Raw genomic sequence first — 14971 nt, 5'->3', positions numbered from 1 at the left:
CGGGCGCTAGTCTCCCGCGAAGGCGAAGGGCACGCCCGTATCGCGGTTGTCGTCGGGGCGCATCTCCCGTCCGATCGGCGGGGCGGAGCGGGCGATGCAATGCGGCCGGTGGCAGAGGCGGCAGGCGACGCCGATCGGGGTTGGCCGCGCGGCATCCATACCGTCTGCATAGACGATCCCGCCGGCATGTTCCGCCGCACAGGCCACCGCGACAGAGCGCGTGGCCCGCGGCGCATCCCACGAACCGCCGCCCTGCTCCACCGTGCGGGCGATCGAGAAGAATCGCTCGCCTTCGGGCAATTCCAGCCATTGCGGGCGGATCCGGCCCGGCGTCTCGAACGCGCCGTGGACGTTCCACAGCGGGCACGATCCCCCGGTCCGGGCAAAGGGAAAGCCCGCGCCGTCGAGCCGTTTCGACACGTTGCCGGCGCGGTCGACGCGCAGGAAGAAGAACGGCACCCCTTCCTCGCCCGGACGGCCCATCGTGGTCAGGCGATGGGTGATCTGTTCGAAGCTGGCGGCAAAGCGGCGGGATAGCGCCTCGATGTCGTGTCGGGTCTGGCGCGCGGCGCGCAGGAACGGGCGATAGGGCAGCAGCAGCGCCGCGGCCCAGTAGCCGAGCAGCGCCCGGCTGGCGAGCCTGCGGGCGTTCTCGCCCGAGAACCGCCCGCCGACGAGCTGCGCCTCGATCACGGCCCGCGCTTCGAGCAGCGCGATCTGCAGCGCGAGCTGGAAACGGCGGCCGGGGTGGTCGAGCCGGTTCGAGATCAGCACCTGTTCGCGATGCCGGTCGTGCCAGCGCAGCGAGCCGAGGATCAGTTCGGGATCGGTAAAACGCACCTTCTGCCCGTGCTTGCGGACCAGCCGCCCGACCAGCGCGTCGGTCCAGACCGATTCGTCGCGCGATCGATCGCCGGACAGGTCCTGCGCCACTTCGGCGGCATGATCGTCGAGCGCGGGGAAGCAGTTGCGCCGCGCCGCGAGGAAGGCGCGCGCTTCGCCCACCGCGTCGGTGCCCTGCGCGGCATCGCCGCCGGTCGCGGCCATCTCGCGCCGCTGGGCGTGGGCCATCTGCTCTTCGCTGAAGGCGGTGTGCAGGCGCAGGAACGCCTCGGCAAAGCCGGGGTAGCTGGTGGCAATGTCGGCGCTGTCGAGCGCGGGCAGGTCGATGTCGGAGAAGATCGGCTGCTTCAGCGTCGCCTGCAGCCTTTTGGCAAGGTCTTCGCTGTCGTCGTCGGCCAGCGTGGCGAGATCGATCCGGTAGGTGGTCGCCAGCTTGAGCAGCAGTTCGGCAGTGACGGGGCGCTGGTTGCGCTCCATCAGGGCGACGTAGCTGGGCGAGATCTCGAGATCCGCGGCGAGATTGGCCTGGGTCAAGCCAAGGTCGCGCCGGACCCGCTTGAGTCGGGGCCCCATGAACAATGCCTTGCGCGCCACGACGTCCTCCGTGCACCGATCCCTGTGGGGCACATTACAACATTACAAGGCTGATTTGTAAAGTTTGACAACAAGACACCGCAACGCATTCCGCAGCGCAGCATCGGCAGCCATAACCGATCCATCAGATCGACCCAATTTCGAATCGTGAGGGATTTGTCATGACCTACCAGCAGAACATCGCTTCGCTGCAGGATGCCATCGCCGCCAACGGCGCGCCGTGGAGCGCGATCGACGCCGAGAGCGCCGCCCGCATGCAGTTGCAGAACCGCTTCAAGACCGGCCTCGACATCGCGAAGTACACCGCGAAGATCATGCGCCGCGACATGGCGGCCTACGACGCGGATCCCGCCGCCTACACCCAGTCGCTGGGTTGCTGGCACGGCTTCATCGGGCAGCAGAAGCTGATCTCGATCAAGAAGCACTTCGGCACGACCAAGGGCAAGTACCTCTACCTGTCGGGCTGGATGATCGCAGCGCTGCGTTCCGAATTCGGCCCGCTGCCCGATCAGTCGATGCACGAGAAGACGAGCGTTCCGGCGCTGATCGAGGAGCTTTACACCTTCCTCAAGCAGGCCGACGCCCGCGAACTGGGCATGATGTTCCGCGATCTCGATGCGGCGCGCGAGCGCGGCGACGAGGTCGAGGCCAGGCGGCTGGAGAACGCGATCGACAATTTCGAAACGCATGTCGTTCCGATCATCGCCGACATCGACGCCGGCTTCGGCAACCCGGAGGCGACCTATCTTCTCGCCAAGAAGATGATCGAGGCGGGCGCCTGCGCCCTGCAGATCGAGAACCAGGTCTCCGACGAGAAGCAGTGCGGCCACCAGGACGGCAAGGTCACTGTCCCGCACGAGGACTTCCTGCAGAAGATCCGCGCCATCCGCTACGCCTTCCTCGAGATGGGTGTCGAGGACGGCATCATCGTCGCCCGCACCGACTCGCTCGGCGCAGGCCTCACCAAGCAGATCGCCTTCAGCAAGGAGCCGGGGGACCTCGGCGACCAGTACAACGCGTTCCTCGACTGCGACGAGGTCGATGCCGCCAACCTGGGCAACGGCGACGTCCTGATCAGCCGCGACGGCAAGCTGCTGCGTCCCAAGCGCTTGCCTTCGAACCTGTTCCAGTTCCGTTCGGGAACGGGCGAGGATCGCTGCGTGCTCGACTGCATCACCTCGCTGCAGAACGGCGCGGACCTGTTGTGGATCGAAACCGAGAAGCCGCACATCGGCCAGATCGGCGGCATGGTCGACCGCATCCGCGAAGTCATTCCGAACGCGAAGCTGGTCTACAACAACTCGCCCAGCTTCAACTGGACGCTGAACTTCCGCCAGCAGGTCTTCGATGCCTGGGCCGAAGCGGGCAAGGACGTGTCGGGCTATGACCGGGCGAAGCTGATGAGCGTCGATTACGACGGTTCGGAACTGGCCGCCGAGGCCGACGAGCGCATCCGCACCTTCCAGCGCGATGCAGCGGCCCAGGCGGGGATCTTCCACCACCTGATCACGCTGCCGACGTACCACACCGCGGCGCTTAGCACCGACAATCTCGCCAAGCGCTATTTCGGCGACGACGGCATGCTGGGCTACGTCAAGAACGTCCAGCGCGAGGAAATCCGCCAGGGTATCGCCTGCGTGAAGCACCAGAACATGTCAGGCAGCGACATCGGTGACGACCACAAGGAATACTTTGCCGGCGAAGCCGCGTTGAAGGCCGGCGGCGCTGCCAATACGATGAACCAGTTCGCCGCAGCCTGATGGTAGCACAATAGACAGGCCGTCCACGGGCGGCGATGGATTAAAGGAGCACGGACATGAGCACCGAAGACGAAACCCGCCCGAACGAACCGGCCCAGCGGCCCCGCGCGATCTTCAGCAACGCGGACTTCCCGATGCTGAAGACGGCGGTTGCCCACTATGCCCGGACCTGCGAGGACCCGGCGGAAGCGACCCGTTACGCCAACCTGCTGCATCGCCTCGGCCGCGCCGGCTGAAGGACAAGGCAGGACGAAATACCACTCGCGGCCCGCTTGAGGGAGAGGGTCGCGACAACTTGAACGCGCGGGGACCGTCATGGTCTCCGCGCTTTTTTTCGCGCTTGGGTTCAGTCTTTCCCGGCACCCTCGCCGCGAAGAGCGGTCTCGAGCGGCTCGGCATAGCCGTCGTAGCCGCCCCCGTCGCTCACCGTGAGCCAGCGCTGACCGTCCCGCTCCATCACCTTGCCGGTGACGGGGGCCACGCCGCGCCTCAGGCTGTCTTCGCGCGCCGCGTCGAACGACCCGAGCCGGGCGATGCGGGTGATGTTGGCCCTGGTCGGGAACATCAGGCGCAAGGCGCCTTCATCGCCCATGGCCAGCAACCGGGGCGCCGATGCCCAGAACTGGGCTGCCGTTTCGCTGCCGTCGGCCGAAAGCGACACCGCGCCGGTGCCGATGTCGGTCAGCAGGAAGCGGGTGTCGAAACGCCGCACGACCCGTTCGGGCGGGTACCAGCGAGCGAAGGGGACCAGTCGTTCGAGATCGAGCGCCAGGTCGTACGCGCGCAGGCATTCGCCGAACGTCTCGCCCGCATGCAGCGCGGCGCGTAGCCGTTCCGCGACCGATAATTCCACCCGCCCGGTCACGCCGAGCAGCAGGCCGGTTTCCTCGAGCGTTTCGCGGATGCAGGCGACGCGCGCGGCGTTCCAGTCGGGATCGCCGGGCAGATCGCGCGCGAGGTGGTGGTCGCCCGGATCGACCCGTCCGCCGGGGAAGACCGTGGCGCCGCCGCCAAAGACGAGCCTGTCCGATCGGCGCACCATCAGCAGTTCGGGTGCATCAGGCCCGCGCCGGAAGACGATCAGGCTGGCGGCGGGCATGGCCGAGGCGAGGGACGTATCGTCAGCCACGGCCCGTCCCAAAGGAAACCGCGGTGTCGGCATTCCTGACACTCGTCGCGCGGTCTGCATGCACGATCGCGCATAAAGTACTGATTTTTAGAAATAAATCGGGATTGGCACGCATCGTGCTATGGCTCTCATATCACCCGAACGCATCCGCCCGATCGCGGGGCTGTCGTCCTGGTCTCCGACAGTCCCGCCAAACGGCACCGGAGGCGGCAGTGTTACTGCTCCGCCTTGGCGACCTGCTTTTCGGCCATGAGCTGTTGCAGTTCGCCGGCCTCGAACATCTCCATCATGATGTCGCTGCCGCCCACGAACTCGCCCTTCACGTAGAGCTGGGGGATGGTCGGCCAGTCGGAGAACGCCTTGATCCCCTGGCGCACTTCCATGTCCTGAAGGACGTCCACCGAACCGAAGGCGACGCCGAGGTGGTCGAGGATCGCCACCGCCTTGCTGGAGAAGCCGCATTGCGGAAAAAGCGGCGTGCCCTTCATGAAGAGCACGACGTCGTCAGCCTTGATGATTTCGGCGATGCGGTCGTTTACGTCGGCCATGCGATCAAATCCCGGTAATTCCAATGTCGGTTCTCAATTGGGAACCGCGGTCGTCAGTTGCAAGGCGTGGAGCTGGCCGCCCATGCGGCCGCCGAGCGCGTCGTACACCGCCTTGTGCTGGGCGACGCGGCTCTTGCCGGCAAAGCTGGCGGAGGTGACGCGCGCGGCGTAATGATCGCCGTCGCCGGCCAGGTCGGTGATCTCGACCACTGCATCGGGAATCGCGGCGCGGATCATCGCCTCGATCTCGTCGGCCTGCATCGCCATCGCATCATGCCCCTTGTGCGGCCCGTGGATCGGGGCCGGTGTCGGAAATATTGACAGTCGCGAACCTGGCGGTCCGGCGCCGCATTCAGCCCATCAGCTGGCGGCGTGCCTCGACCTCCTTTTCATCCATCGCCGCGCGGACCGTGGCGTCGTCGATCTCGATGCCCGCGGCGGTCATGTCGCCCAGCACCTTGCGGATCACGTCCTCGTCGCCCGATTCCTCGAAGTCCGCCTGAACCACCGCCTTGCGATAGGCCTCGGTCTCGGCCTCGGACAGGCCCATCCTGGCCGCAGCCCATTCGCCGAGCAGGCGGTTGCGGCGGGCATGGATGCGGAACCGGGTGTCCTCGTCCATGGCGAACTTGGCTTCTTCGGCACGCTCGCGATCATTGAAGTTGGTCATGGCGCAAAAGATCCTTTCGCTGAAATGGGTCAGGCGGCGCGGCGGCCGGACAGGAACGGCAGGTCGGCTTCGGCCTTCGCTTCGTAGCCCGCGATCTCGGCATCGCGCGCCAGGGTCAGGCCGATCTCGTCGAGACCTTCCAGCAGGCAGTGCTTGCGGAAAGGGTCGATCTCGAAAGCGAAGCGATCCTGGAACGGGGTCGTCACCGACTGCTGTTCGAGGTCGATGGCGATATCCTCGCTCTCCGCCACTTCGAGCAGGCGGTCAACCTGTTCCTGCGGCAGCACGACGGTCAGGATGCCGTTCTTGAAGGCATTGCCGGAAAAGATGTCGGAAAAGCTCGGCGCGATCACCGCCCTGACGCCCATGTCGAGCAGCGCCCAGGCCGCGTGTTCGCGGCTCGACCCGCAGCCGAAGTTGTCGCCCGCGATCAGGATCGGCGCGCCCTTGTAGCGTTCGGAATCGAAGATGTTGGCGGGATCCTTGCGGATCGCCTCGAACGCGCCCTCGCCCAGTCCTTCGCGGCTGATCGTCTTCAGCCAGTGGGAGGGGATGATGACGTCGGTGTCGACGTTCTTGGCGCCAAAGGGGATGGCGCGGCCTTCGATTTCGCGGATCGGTTCCATGCCTTTCGCCTAGATCACGCGCGCCCCGGCCTCAACGATTAAAATTCGCATCTGCAGAATGAACGCCCGGCTCGCCGTCAGTCGGTTTCCGGCGGCTCGACCGGGGGCTTGCGCCTGGCCGCGGCGCGTTCCTTGCGGCGGGAGGCATAGAGCAGGGCGGCGGCCAGCGCGGCGGATCCGATCGCGGCCCCGGCCATCGCGGCCTTTCCGGTCCAGTCCTTTTCGTCGCTCATTCTCGTCACTCCGTTGCGGCGTTGCTGCGGGCCTGATCCAGATAGGGCCGCAGCGCAAGCCAGCGACGTGTCTTTTCCGCAAGGGGCATGGCGGCATGGGCCGGGCTGCTCGAGGGCAGGTCGAGCAGGTCGAGACCCGTGTCCGGCCCCAGCACCCGCCGCCCGATCCGCGCCGAGGTCGCGCCGTTGAAAGCGATGGCCGACAGGCGCGGCGCCTGTCCGATGACGGCGGCGATGTCGTTGTCCTCCACCTCGCGCAGCGCGCTGTCGAGGCTGCCTTGCCGCCGCCCCGAACGGACGGTGTCCCACAGGCCGACGCCCGAAGCGAGCAGGGCCGCAAGCCGTGCCTCGTAATCCAGTGGAACGAGGTCGGCGCCGATGGCCGCACCGATCAGGTGCCAGAACATGTTGCGGGGATGCGCGTAGTAGCGTCCGGCGGCCAGCGAGGCCTCGCCCGGCAGGCTGCCGAGCACGAGGACGCGGGTGCGATGGTCGATGACCGGGGCGAAGGAGGCTTTGCGGTTCAGAAGGCCTTGCCGTCGCCCATGACGCCTTCGCCGGTCCGCGCGATCGGCGAATCCTCGTCGTCGGATCCCTTGCCCAGCCCGTCGGACCATACGGCCTTGATGCCTTCGAGTTCGGACAGCGGGAAGAGCCGCATGTTCACGCCCATCCGGTCCTGGTCGTTCGGGCCATGGGGAGTCCAGCAGACCGCCGCGCCGCAGCCGGGGCAGAAATGGGTGGTCAGCCAGCGTTCGATGTCGGTTCGACCGAAGCTTGCCGTCTTGCCGGTGATCGACACTTCGGCGGCGGCGAAATAGCCCCAGCCGCCGCCGATCGGGCGACACAGGCTGCAATTGCAGAAATTGACGTAATCGGGCTTGCGCGTCAGCGTGACGTGGACCTGTCCGCAGGCGCAATGCCCTTTCACGTCACAACTCGCGAACGTCGGTCAGCCGCCCGGTCACCGCCGCCGCCGCCGCCATCGCGGGGCTGACGAGGTGGGTGCGCGCACCCGGCCCCTGCCGGCCGACGAAGTTGCGGTTGCTGGTCGACGCGCAGCGCTCGCCTGCGGGCACCTTGTCCGGGTTCATGCCGAGGCAGGCTGAACAGCCCGGCTCGCGCCATTCGAGACCGGCGTCGATGAACACCTTGTCCAGTCCCTCGTCCTCGGCCTGCTGCTTGACGATGCCCGAACCCGGCACGACGATCGCCCATGTGACGCTGTCGGCCTTCTTGCGCCCGCGCAGCACGGCGGCGGCGGCGCGCAAGTCCTCGATCCGGCTGTTGGTGCACGAACCGATGAACACGTTCTGCACCGGGATGTCGGCCATGCGGGTTCCCGGGGTCAGGCCCATGTAGTCGAGGCTGGCCTTCGCCGCCCGCTGTTTCGACGGGTCGGCGAAGCTGGCCGGATCGGGCACCACGCCGCCGATGGCGACGGTATCCTCGGGGCTTGTGCCCCAAGTGACGGTGGGTTCGATCTCGGCGGCGTCGATGCGCACCGACTTGTCGAACTTCGCGCCCGGGTCGGTGTGCAGCGTCCGCCACCAGGCGAGCGCCTTGTCCCAGTCCTCGCCCCTGGGCGCCATCGGGCGGCCTTTGACGTAGGCGAAGGTCTTTTCGTCCGGCGCGATAAGCCCGGCGCGCGCGCCGCCCTCGATCGCCATGTTGCAGACGGTGATCCGCCCCTCGATGCTCATGTCCTCGAACGTGGAGCCGCGAAATTCGATGACGTGGCCGGTGCCGCCGGCGGTGCCGATCAGACCGATTACGTGCAGCACCACGTCCTTCGGCGTCACGCCGGGGCCGAGCGGCCCTTCGACGCGCACTTCCATCGTCTTCGACTGCTTGAGCAGCAGCGTCTGGGTGGCGAGCACGTGCTCCACCTCGCTGGTGCCGATGCCGAAGGCCAGCGCGCCGAGGCCGCCATGCGCGGCGGTGTGCGAATCGCCGCAGACGATCGTGGCGCCGGGCAGCGAGAAGCCCTGTTCCGGGCCGACGACGTGAACGATGCCCTGGTCCCGGTCGGCATCGCCGATGTAGCGGATGCCGAATTCGGGGGCGTTGCGTTCCAATGCGGCAAGCTGCTGTGCGCTCTGCTCGTCGGCGATGGGAATGCGGTTGCCGCTCGCGTCGCGGCGGGCGGTCGTCGGCAGGTTGTGATCCGGCACCGCGAGCGTCAGGTCGGGACGACGCACCTTGCGACCGGCAGCGCGCAGGCTGTCGAAGGCCTGCGGGCTCGTCACCTCGTGGACGAGGTGGCGGTCGATGTAGATGAGGCAGGTGCCGTCGTCACGCCGTTCGACGACGTGGGCGTCCCAGATCTTCTCGTAGAGAGTGCGCGGTTCGTTGGCCATGATGGGGCGCATTTGCGCGCGGGCTGGCGGAATTGCAAGCATCGAAGGCGCGGTGATCCGGCGGGTGATCGCGGTTCGGAAAGGGCCGATTGCAACACCCGGGAAACCGGACTAATCGCAGGAGGCATGCTGCTCGTCGAAAAGATCCTGGTGGTGCTGGCCGCGGTCGCCGCGATGGAATTCATCGCCTGGGCATCGCACAAGTACATCATGCACGGCTTCGGCTGGGGGTGGCACCGCGATCATCACCAGCGGCACGACGGTTTCTTCGAGAAGAACGATCTCTACGCCCTGGTCGGCGCGGCGATGAGCATCTCGATGTTCGCGGTCGGCTCGCCGCTGGTGCTGGGCGCCAATGCGTGGGAGCCGGCGACCTGGATCGGGATCGGCATTCTCGTCTATGGCGTGATCTACACGCTGATCCATGACGGCCTCGTCCACCAGCGCTGGTTCCGTTACGTGCCGCGCCGCGGCTACCTGAAGCGGGTGGTGCAGGCGCACAACCTTCATCACGTAACGCACGGGCGGCACGGCGGGGTCAGCTTCGGTTTCGTGATCGCGCGCCATCCCGACAAGCTGAAGCAGGAACTGATGCGGCAGAAGCGGCGCGGAGAGGCGGACCTGCGTCGTTCGCGCCAGCTCAACGCTGAAGAAAGCCGCCCTGGCGCACACTGAACTGCAGGCGCGCGCGGGGCCAGTCCGCATGGTCCCGATCGCCTAGTGGGTCGTTTCCTCGATCAGGTAATCGTAGATGCGCGGGTCGAACCGCCGGCTTCCGTCATCGCCCAAGGAACGATAAGGGAAGGCATGCGCCTCGATCTGGCGGGCATAGCCCATCGCTTCGCGGCGATGGGCGCTGCGGGCTGAACGCGTCGGCGCGCTCTGCGCCTTGAGCAGTTCGACCTGTTCCTGCAGCAGCAGGCTGTTGAAGTCTTCCATAACGCCGCTCTCCTCCGGCAGTCATGATGCGCGAATGCTGGCCCGGTGAAGGGCCGTTGGCTTGCTTTTCATTCGCGTGACCAAAGGGATTTAGCAGAAACCGGCGCGACTGTCGCCCGGTTTCACGCTCGTTTCCGCTCGCAAGGCCCTCGGCTGGGCCGCTGATAACGCTCACAAGTTATTGTGCGGCGCGGAAAATTTCTGCGACGCGCCGGTTTCAGCCCCCTGCCGCGATGCGTGCGGCGGTTTCGCGAATCAGCGCGATCATGTTGGGCACGCCCTGGGTCCGGTTGGACGAAAGCTGGTTCCTGAGATCGAAGGGTTCGAGCAGCGCCGCGATGTCGGTTCCGGCGACTTCGGCGGGTGGCCGGTCCTGAACGGCGGCGATGACCAGCGCGACGATCCCCTTGGTGATCGCGGCGTTGCTGTCGGCCAGGAAATGCAGCCGGTCGCCGCCATCGCCCTGCTGCCGGGTGGGATAGACCCAGACCGAGGCCGAGCAGCCCCTGACCTGCGTGGCGTCGGTCTTCAGCGCGTCGGGCATCGGGTCCAGTTCGCGGCCCAGTTCGATCAGCAGGCGATAGCGTTCGTCGCCGTCCAGGAACTCGTACTCTTCGGCAATGTCGTCGATGGTGCGCATGGCCAGCGCGCTAGCGGGGCGCGCGCCCGCGATCAAGCGTTGGGCCTGCCGATCGGGTCAGAGGTCGACGCCCGCGGCGATTGCCTCGAGCTGGCGGACGCGTTCCTTGAGGTCGGCCAGCTCGATCCGGGCGGCACGGTGTACGTCGGCCGGCGCGCTGTCCGCGCCCGCCGTTGCCGGGCGCCGTTCCAGCTCGCGCAGCTTCAGCGTCAGCCAGCCCTGCCAGCCGCGCAGCGCCGCCATGGTGACCATGCCGGTCGCGGCCAGGGACGCGGCGGCGATGGTCAGCGTTTCGTAGGGAAGGTAGTCAGGCATGGAGTGACTCCTTTCGGCGTGGATTGCGGGGCCGCGACCGGTCAGTCGCGCAGGCTCTCGATCTCGTCGGCGAGCGATGCCGCGCCGACCCGCTTGCGATCGTCGTAGGCGATGCGTTCGAGCACCTTGATGCGCTCCTTCAATTCGGCGACTTCGTCCGCGAGCTGCCGCTCCCGCTCGGTGCGCCGTGTGGCCTCGCCGTCATCGTCCCGGCGGGCGAGGCGCGAGTCACGCCGTTCGCGGACCATCTGGGTGAAGAAGACGATCGCGACGATCGTGACGATGGCGGTCCAGAAGCTCATGGCAGGGTTCCTCAGTGCGCGATCTTGTCGCCGGTGCGCTCGCCGGCGCGTTCGCCCGGCACCGGGGCGCCGAGGCGGCGTTCGCTGTCCTCGTAGCGCAGCGCCTCGATCTGGGTCGCGAGATCGTAGCCGCTGGCGGTGACGATCCGTTCGAGCACGCGGACGCGCTCTTCCAGCTGGCCGGTGTGCTGCGCGTATTGCGCCGCCTTTTCGGCCGTCGCGTTGAGGTGCAGCTCGGCCATCTTCGCGCGGTGCTTGGTCCACACGATGAACGAGACCATCGCAAAGGGCGCCAGCGGGATCAGGAAGGGCAGGAAATCGAACATCGGTCAGTCCCCCAAGTGCGTCAGTCGGTCAGCGCAACCGCTCGATCTCGTCGGACAGGGCGCGATTGTTGCTGACGTAGTATTCCTCGACACGGGCGAGGCGGCGGTCGATGTCCCTGAAGCGCGAGCGCACTTCGCGGGCGGAACGGGCGGGAGACTGGCGCACGCCCTGCCAGAACTTCTCCTCCTGCTTGTCGGCATAGAGTTCGGCAGGCTTGGGCGGAGCCATGATGCCGATGGCGAGGTAGACCAGGATCGGCCAGCCCATCGACACCATCGCCACGGCAAAGCCGACGCGGATCCACAGCGGGTCGATCCCGGTGTAGTCGGCAATGCCGGAGCAGACGCCCATGAACTTGCCGTCCGCCTTGTTGCGGTAGAAGCGGGTGCGGGGCGTGTTCATCGTGCGGTCCTTTCCTTGAGCCGGCGCTCGATCTCGGCGAGCGAGGCGTTGTCCTCGGCATTGTCGGCGATCAGGCGCGGCTTTTCGAAGTCGAGGCTGTCGGCGGAAACCAGGCGCTCCACCGTGTCCATCCGGGCGTCGAGCCGGCGGGCCAGCTGGTAGAGTTCCTCCAGCATCTGTTCGTCACCGTCGGTCAGCTTCGGCGCCGACTTCCACTTCGTGACATAGTGCAGGATCAGCCACGGCAGGCCGATCAACACGCACAGGATGGCCAGTGTTTCTTCCATGGATCAGTCCTCCTTGGCATCGCCCTTCAGGGCGCGCTTCATGTTTTCCAGTTCGGCATCGATGCCTTCGTCGCCGTTGAGGGCGTCGATCTGTTCGGCAAGGCTCAGCTCGCCCTTGGCCTGGCGCAGGCTGATCGCCTCGGCGCGGCCCTCGGCATAGTCGGCCTGGCGCTCAAGCTCGTCGAAGCGGGCCATCGCCTCGTCGACCCGCTCGGTCGTCAGCAGCGAGCGCAGCTTGTAGCGGTTCTCGGCGCTTTCGAGGCGGGCGGCGATGTGGCTCTGGCGGCTGCGCGCTTCGCGAAGCCGGCCCTGCAGTTTCGAGATGTCCGCCTCGTACGTGCGCAGGCTTTCGTCGAGCATGTCGATCTCGGCTTTCAGCTTGGCGGCGAGATCGCCGGCCTTGCGCTTTTCGAGCAGGGCGGCACGGGCGAGATCCTCGCGGTCCTTCGACAGCGCCAGTTCGGCCTTCTCGCTCCAGTCGGACTGGAGCTTTTCCAGGCGAAGCTGGTGGCGCTGCATTTCCTTCTGGTCGGCGATGGTGCGGGCAGCGCTGGCGCGGACCTCGACGAGCGTCTCCTCCATCTCGACGATGATCATGCGGATCATCTTGTGCGGGTCCTCCGCCTTTTCGATCAGGTCGGCGAAGTTGGCGGCGATGATGTCGCGGGTGCGGGAAAAGATGCCCATCAATGGCGCTCCATACTGGCTGAGTTCCTTCAGGCGGTCGGCATGGCGACCGCTGGGACGCCCGTCCGTGGTTCGATTGTCCGTGAATTGGGGGCGGACCGCATCGGCGCGGGGGTCGCGCAGGCGGGCGACTTCGGCGTCGATCCGCGATCCCTCGCCGTGGCTGGTCGTGCCGCGATGGACGACGCGGGCGCTGCGGCGGCGCGCCTCGTCCCGCTCGGGCTCGAGATCGAAGGGATCGGTCATGCGAGCGATCCTTCGACGATCATCAGGGGCGCGGCATAGCGCGGCGCCTCGTGCAGCTGCTGGCTCAACGCAAAGACGTTGAGCGCCAGCATCGCGGCCAGGCTGGCCACCGAGGACCATGCCAGCGGGCTCTGCTTCATCAGGCGGTCGAACATCTCATCATCCTCCAGTCGGGTTTGTTCACGGAAGAGCAAGGGGCGTGCCAGTTTCAAAAAATCCCTTTATAACAATGGCATAGACAGTTATTGCGCCTTTCGTTTCTCGAACATATTGCCGGAACTTGGGAAAATGCACTAAAACTTGGGAATGGAGCGCGAGAACCAGTTCGTCGGCCAGTCGCAGTCGATCCTCGACGCGGTCGAACGCGCCAGCCGCGCCGCCGCCCTGTCGCGCCCGGTGCTGGTCATCGGAGAGCGCGGGACCGGCAAGGAGCTGATCGCCGAACGCCTCCACCGCCTGTCCGACCGCTGGGGCGAGCCGCTGGTGGTGATGAACTGCGCGGCCCTGCCCGAAACCCTGATCGAGGCCGAGCTGTTCGGGCACGAAGCCGGGGCCTTCACCGGCGCGACCAAGGCGCGGGAAGGCCGTTTCGAGGAAGCCGATCGCGGCACGCTGTTCCTCGACGAGCTGGGCACGCTTTCGATGGCGGCGCAGGAGCGCCTCTTGCGCGCGGTCGAGTACGGGGAAGTGACGCGCATCGGTTCTTCCCGCCCGCGCCGGGTCGACGTGCGCATCGTCGCCGCGACCAACGAGGATCTTCCCGCCATGGCCGAGGCCGGCAAGTTCCGGCCCGACCTGCTCGACAGGCTGAGCTTCGAGGTCATCACCTTGCCGCCGCTGCGCGCCCGCGACGGCGACGTCATCGTGCTGGCCGATTTCTTCGGGCGGCGCATGGCGGCCGAACTGCAATGGCCCGAATGGCCCGGCTTTTCCGAAGACGTGATGGACGCGCTGGAGGCGCACGAATGGCCGGGCAACGTGCGCGAACTGCGCAACGCGGTCGAACGGGCGGTCTACCGCTGGGACATGTGGGACCTGCCGATCGGCGAGATCGTGTTCGATCCCTTCGAAAGCCCCTGGGCGCCGAGGGCGGCCCAGACGCGCCCGGCCCGCCCCGCGCCGGCCTCCGCCGCGTCTGCCGCCCCGGCGCGCGGCTTCGACTTTGCCGCCGTCACCGACTTGCGCCTTGCGGTGGACAGCCACGAAAAGGCCATCGTCGAGGCCGCGCTCGATCGCAACCGCTGGAACCAGCGCAAGACCGCGGACGCGCTCGGCCTGTCATACGACCAGTTGCGTCACTGCATGAAGAAGCACGCGATTGCCGCAGGCTGAGGCGGAGCGGCCCGCCGCAAACGCACTTGTAAATCGCGTGCGATGCGCCTAATTGGCGACTCATCCCGACATTGTCGCAAGCAAGGCCGGGCCGGAGCGGACACGCCCCGGCACGATTTTCCGCATGCATTGTCCGGGCAGACACTGGAGCCTGAATGACCGATATCGCCCGCGCGACCGAACTGATAGAAGCCGAAGCCGCCGCTTTGGGCTTTGACCTGGTGCGCGTGAAGCTGTTCGGGCAGGACGACGAGCGCACGCTGCAGGTCATGGCCGAGAACCCGGCTACCGGACAGCTGGTGATCGAACAGTGCATGGCCCTGTCGCGCCGCATCTCCGACGCGCTGGACAAGCGCGAGGAAGCGGGCGACGACCTGATCGAGGGCGCCTACCGCCTCGAGGTCAGCAGCCCCGGCATCGACCGGCCGCTGACCCGCGCGAAGGACTTCGCCAACTGGGCCGGGCACGAGGTTCGCGTGAACCTCGGCAAGGACGCGGAGGCGCCGACCGGCAACCGCCGCACCTTCCACGGCGACCTGCTGGGCATCGAGAATGACATGGTCGCGATCGACGACCGCAAGAACGGCCGGGTCGAAGTGCCCTTCGCCGCCATCCATTCGGCCAAGCTCGTCCTCACCGACAGGCTGATCAAGGCCACCGTCCCGCTCGACACCACGGGCGCGGACGAAATCATCGAAACAGAAGACGATCTTCAGGAACAGGAAGACTGA

General features: G+C 66.8%; 24 protein-coding genes. 5 read left to right on the top strand and 19 right to left on the bottom strand.

Annotation, left to right across the window (positions count from 1 at the left end; translation table 11 throughout):
• Positions 1–6: 6 nt before the first annotated feature.
• Positions 7–1416 (bottom strand): short-chain fatty acyl-CoA regulator family protein, encoded by a 1410-nt coding sequence (locus J2X37_RS14720; RefSeq protein ID WP_310022704.1) that lies wholly within the window; start codon positions 1414–1416, stop codon positions 7–9.
• 182 nt (positions 1417–1598) lie between these two features.
• Between J2X37_RS14720 and J2X37_RS14715 the strand changes: the two genes are divergently transcribed.
• The gene (locus tag J2X37_RS14715) at positions 1599–3197 is read left to right on the top strand and encodes an isocitrate lyase (protein WP_310022701.1); all 1599 of its coding nucleotides are present in this window, start codon (positions 1599–1601) and stop codon (positions 3195–3197) included.
• A gap of 56 nt (positions 3198–3253) precedes the next feature.
• Positions 3254–3433: a hypothetical protein gene (locus tag J2X37_RS14710; RefSeq protein WP_310022699.1), complete on the top strand. Its 180-nt coding sequence runs from the start codon at positions 3254–3256 to the stop codon at positions 3431–3433.
• 110 nt (positions 3434–3543) lie between these two features.
• On the opposite strand, the gene J2X37_RS14705 is transcribed toward J2X37_RS14710, so the two are convergent.
• From J2X37_RS14705 to leuC, 9 genes are all read right to left on the bottom strand, one after another.
• Positions 3544–4326 carry an NUDIX domain-containing protein gene (locus J2X37_RS14705; RefSeq protein ID WP_310022697.1) on the bottom strand — a complete coding sequence of 261 codons (783 nt, stop codon included), beginning with the start codon at positions 4324–4326 and terminating at the stop codon, positions 3544–3546.
• Between the two features lie 215 nt (positions 4327–4541).
• Positions 4542–4874, bottom strand: a complete 333-nt coding sequence (grxD, locus tag J2X37_RS14700) for a Grx4 family monothiol glutaredoxin (RefSeq protein WP_310022695.1) — start codon at positions 4872–4874, stop codon at positions 4542–4544.
• Between the two features lie 33 nt (positions 4875–4907).
• Positions 4908–5141: a BolA family transcriptional regulator gene (locus J2X37_RS14695; RefSeq protein WP_310022693.1), complete on the bottom strand. Its 234-nt coding sequence runs from the start codon at positions 5139–5141 to the stop codon at positions 4908–4910.
• An 85-nt stretch (positions 5142–5226) separates the two neighbouring features.
• The gene (locus J2X37_RS14690) at positions 5227–5544 is read right to left on the bottom strand and encodes a DUF1476 domain-containing protein (protein ID WP_310022690.1); all 318 of its coding nucleotides are present in this window, start codon (positions 5542–5544) and stop codon (positions 5227–5229) included.
• Positions 5545–5573: 29 nt separating this feature from the next.
• A complete protein-coding gene (leuD, locus tag J2X37_RS14685) occupies positions 5574–6170 on the bottom strand; it encodes a 3-isopropylmalate dehydratase small subunit (RefSeq protein ID WP_310022688.1) in 597 nt (198 codons plus the stop codon).
• A 77-nt stretch (positions 6171–6247) separates the two neighbouring features.
• Positions 6248–6403, bottom strand: a complete 156-nt coding sequence (locus J2X37_RS14680; RefSeq protein WP_310022685.1) for an LPXTG cell wall anchor domain-containing protein — start codon at positions 6401–6403, stop codon at positions 6248–6250.
• A 5-nt stretch (positions 6404–6408) separates the two neighbouring features.
• The gene (locus J2X37_RS14675) at positions 6409–6930 is read right to left on the bottom strand and encodes a DNA-deoxyinosine glycosylase (RefSeq protein WP_310022875.1); all 522 of its coding nucleotides are present in this window, start codon (positions 6928–6930) and stop codon (positions 6409–6411) included.
• A complete protein-coding gene (locus tag J2X37_RS14670) occupies positions 6927–7334 on the bottom strand; it encodes a GFA family protein (RefSeq protein WP_310022683.1) in 408 nt (135 codons plus the stop codon). Before J2X37_RS14670 ends, J2X37_RS14675 begins: the two co-directional genes overlap by 4 nt.
• 1 nt (position 7335) lies before the next feature.
• A complete protein-coding gene (leuC, locus tag J2X37_RS14665) occupies positions 7336–8763 on the bottom strand; it encodes a 3-isopropylmalate dehydratase large subunit (protein ID WP_310022681.1) in 1428 nt (475 codons plus the stop codon).
• 126 nt (positions 8764–8889) lie between these two features.
• On the opposite strand from leuC, the gene J2X37_RS14660 reads away from it, so the two are divergent.
• A complete protein-coding gene (locus tag J2X37_RS14660) occupies positions 8890–9438 on the top strand; it encodes a sterol desaturase family protein (RefSeq protein WP_310022679.1) in 549 nt (182 codons plus the stop codon).
• Between the two features lie 42 nt (positions 9439–9480).
• Here the strand turns inward: J2X37_RS14660 and J2X37_RS14655 are convergent, their stop codons facing one another.
• From J2X37_RS14655 to J2X37_RS14615, 9 genes are all read right to left on the bottom strand, one after another.
• Positions 9481–9702 carry a hypothetical protein gene (locus J2X37_RS14655; RefSeq protein ID WP_310022677.1) on the bottom strand — a complete coding sequence of 74 codons (222 nt, stop codon included), beginning with the start codon at positions 9700–9702 and terminating at the stop codon, positions 9481–9483.
• 217 nt (positions 9703–9919) lie between these two features.
• A complete protein-coding gene (locus J2X37_RS14650; RefSeq protein WP_310022675.1) occupies positions 9920–10342 on the bottom strand; it encodes a SufE family protein in 423 nt (140 codons plus the stop codon).
• A gap of 57 nt (positions 10343–10399) precedes the next feature.
• Positions 10400–10657, bottom strand: a complete 258-nt coding sequence (locus J2X37_RS14645; RefSeq protein WP_310022673.1) for a hypothetical protein — start codon at positions 10655–10657, stop codon at positions 10400–10402.
• Between the two features lie 41 nt (positions 10658–10698).
• A complete protein-coding gene (locus J2X37_RS14640) occupies positions 10699–10959 on the bottom strand; it encodes a hypothetical protein (protein WP_310022671.1) in 261 nt (86 codons plus the stop codon).
• 11 nt (positions 10960–10970) lie between these two features.
• Entirely contained in the window at positions 10971–11285 is a 315-nt protein-coding gene (locus tag J2X37_RS14635) for a hypothetical protein (protein ID WP_310022669.1), read from the bottom strand.
• Positions 11286–11313: 28 nt separating this feature from the next.
• On the bottom strand, positions 11314–11688 hold the full coding sequence (pspC, locus tag J2X37_RS14630) for an envelope stress response membrane protein PspC (RefSeq protein ID WP_310022667.1): 375 nt from the start codon (positions 11686–11688) through the stop codon (positions 11314–11316).
• The gene (gene pspB, locus J2X37_RS14625) at positions 11685–11975 is read right to left on the bottom strand and encodes an envelope stress response membrane protein PspB (protein ID WP_310022665.1); all 291 of its coding nucleotides are present in this window, start codon (positions 11973–11975) and stop codon (positions 11685–11687) included. Before pspB ends, pspC begins: the two co-directional genes overlap by 4 nt.
• A gap of 3 nt (positions 11976–11978) precedes the next feature.
• Entirely contained in the window at positions 11979–12908 is a 930-nt protein-coding gene (gene pspA / locus J2X37_RS14620; RefSeq protein ID WP_310022663.1) for a phage shock protein PspA, read from the bottom strand.
• Complete coding sequence (locus J2X37_RS14615) at positions 12905–13063, bottom strand: hypothetical protein (RefSeq protein ID WP_310022662.1); 159 nt, start codon at positions 13061–13063, stop codon at positions 12905–12907. The genes pspA and J2X37_RS14615 overlap by 4 nt, the downstream gene beginning before the upstream one ends.
• A 151-nt stretch (positions 13064–13214) precedes the next feature.
• Between J2X37_RS14615 and pspF the strand changes: the two genes are divergently transcribed.
• Both pspF and rimP read left to right on the top strand, forming a co-directional pair.
• Positions 13215–14240, top strand: coding sequence for a phage shock protein operon transcriptional activator (gene pspF / locus J2X37_RS14610; RefSeq protein WP_310022660.1), 1026 nt, complete (start codon positions 13215–13217; stop codon positions 14238–14240).
• Positions 14241–14395: 155 nt separating this feature from the next.
• Entirely contained in the window at positions 14396–14971 is a 576-nt protein-coding gene (gene rimP / locus J2X37_RS14605) for a ribosome maturation protein RimP (RefSeq protein ID WP_310022659.1), read from the top strand.

The sequence above is a fragment of the Croceicoccus sp. BE223 genome (assembly GCF_031457155.1).
Taxonomy (GTDB): domain Bacteria; phylum Pseudomonadota; class Alphaproteobacteria; order Sphingomonadales; family Sphingomonadaceae; genus Croceicoccus.
The sequence above is the reverse complement of the archived record's forward strand: the minus strand, read 5'-3'. Positions and strand labels throughout refer to the sequence as shown.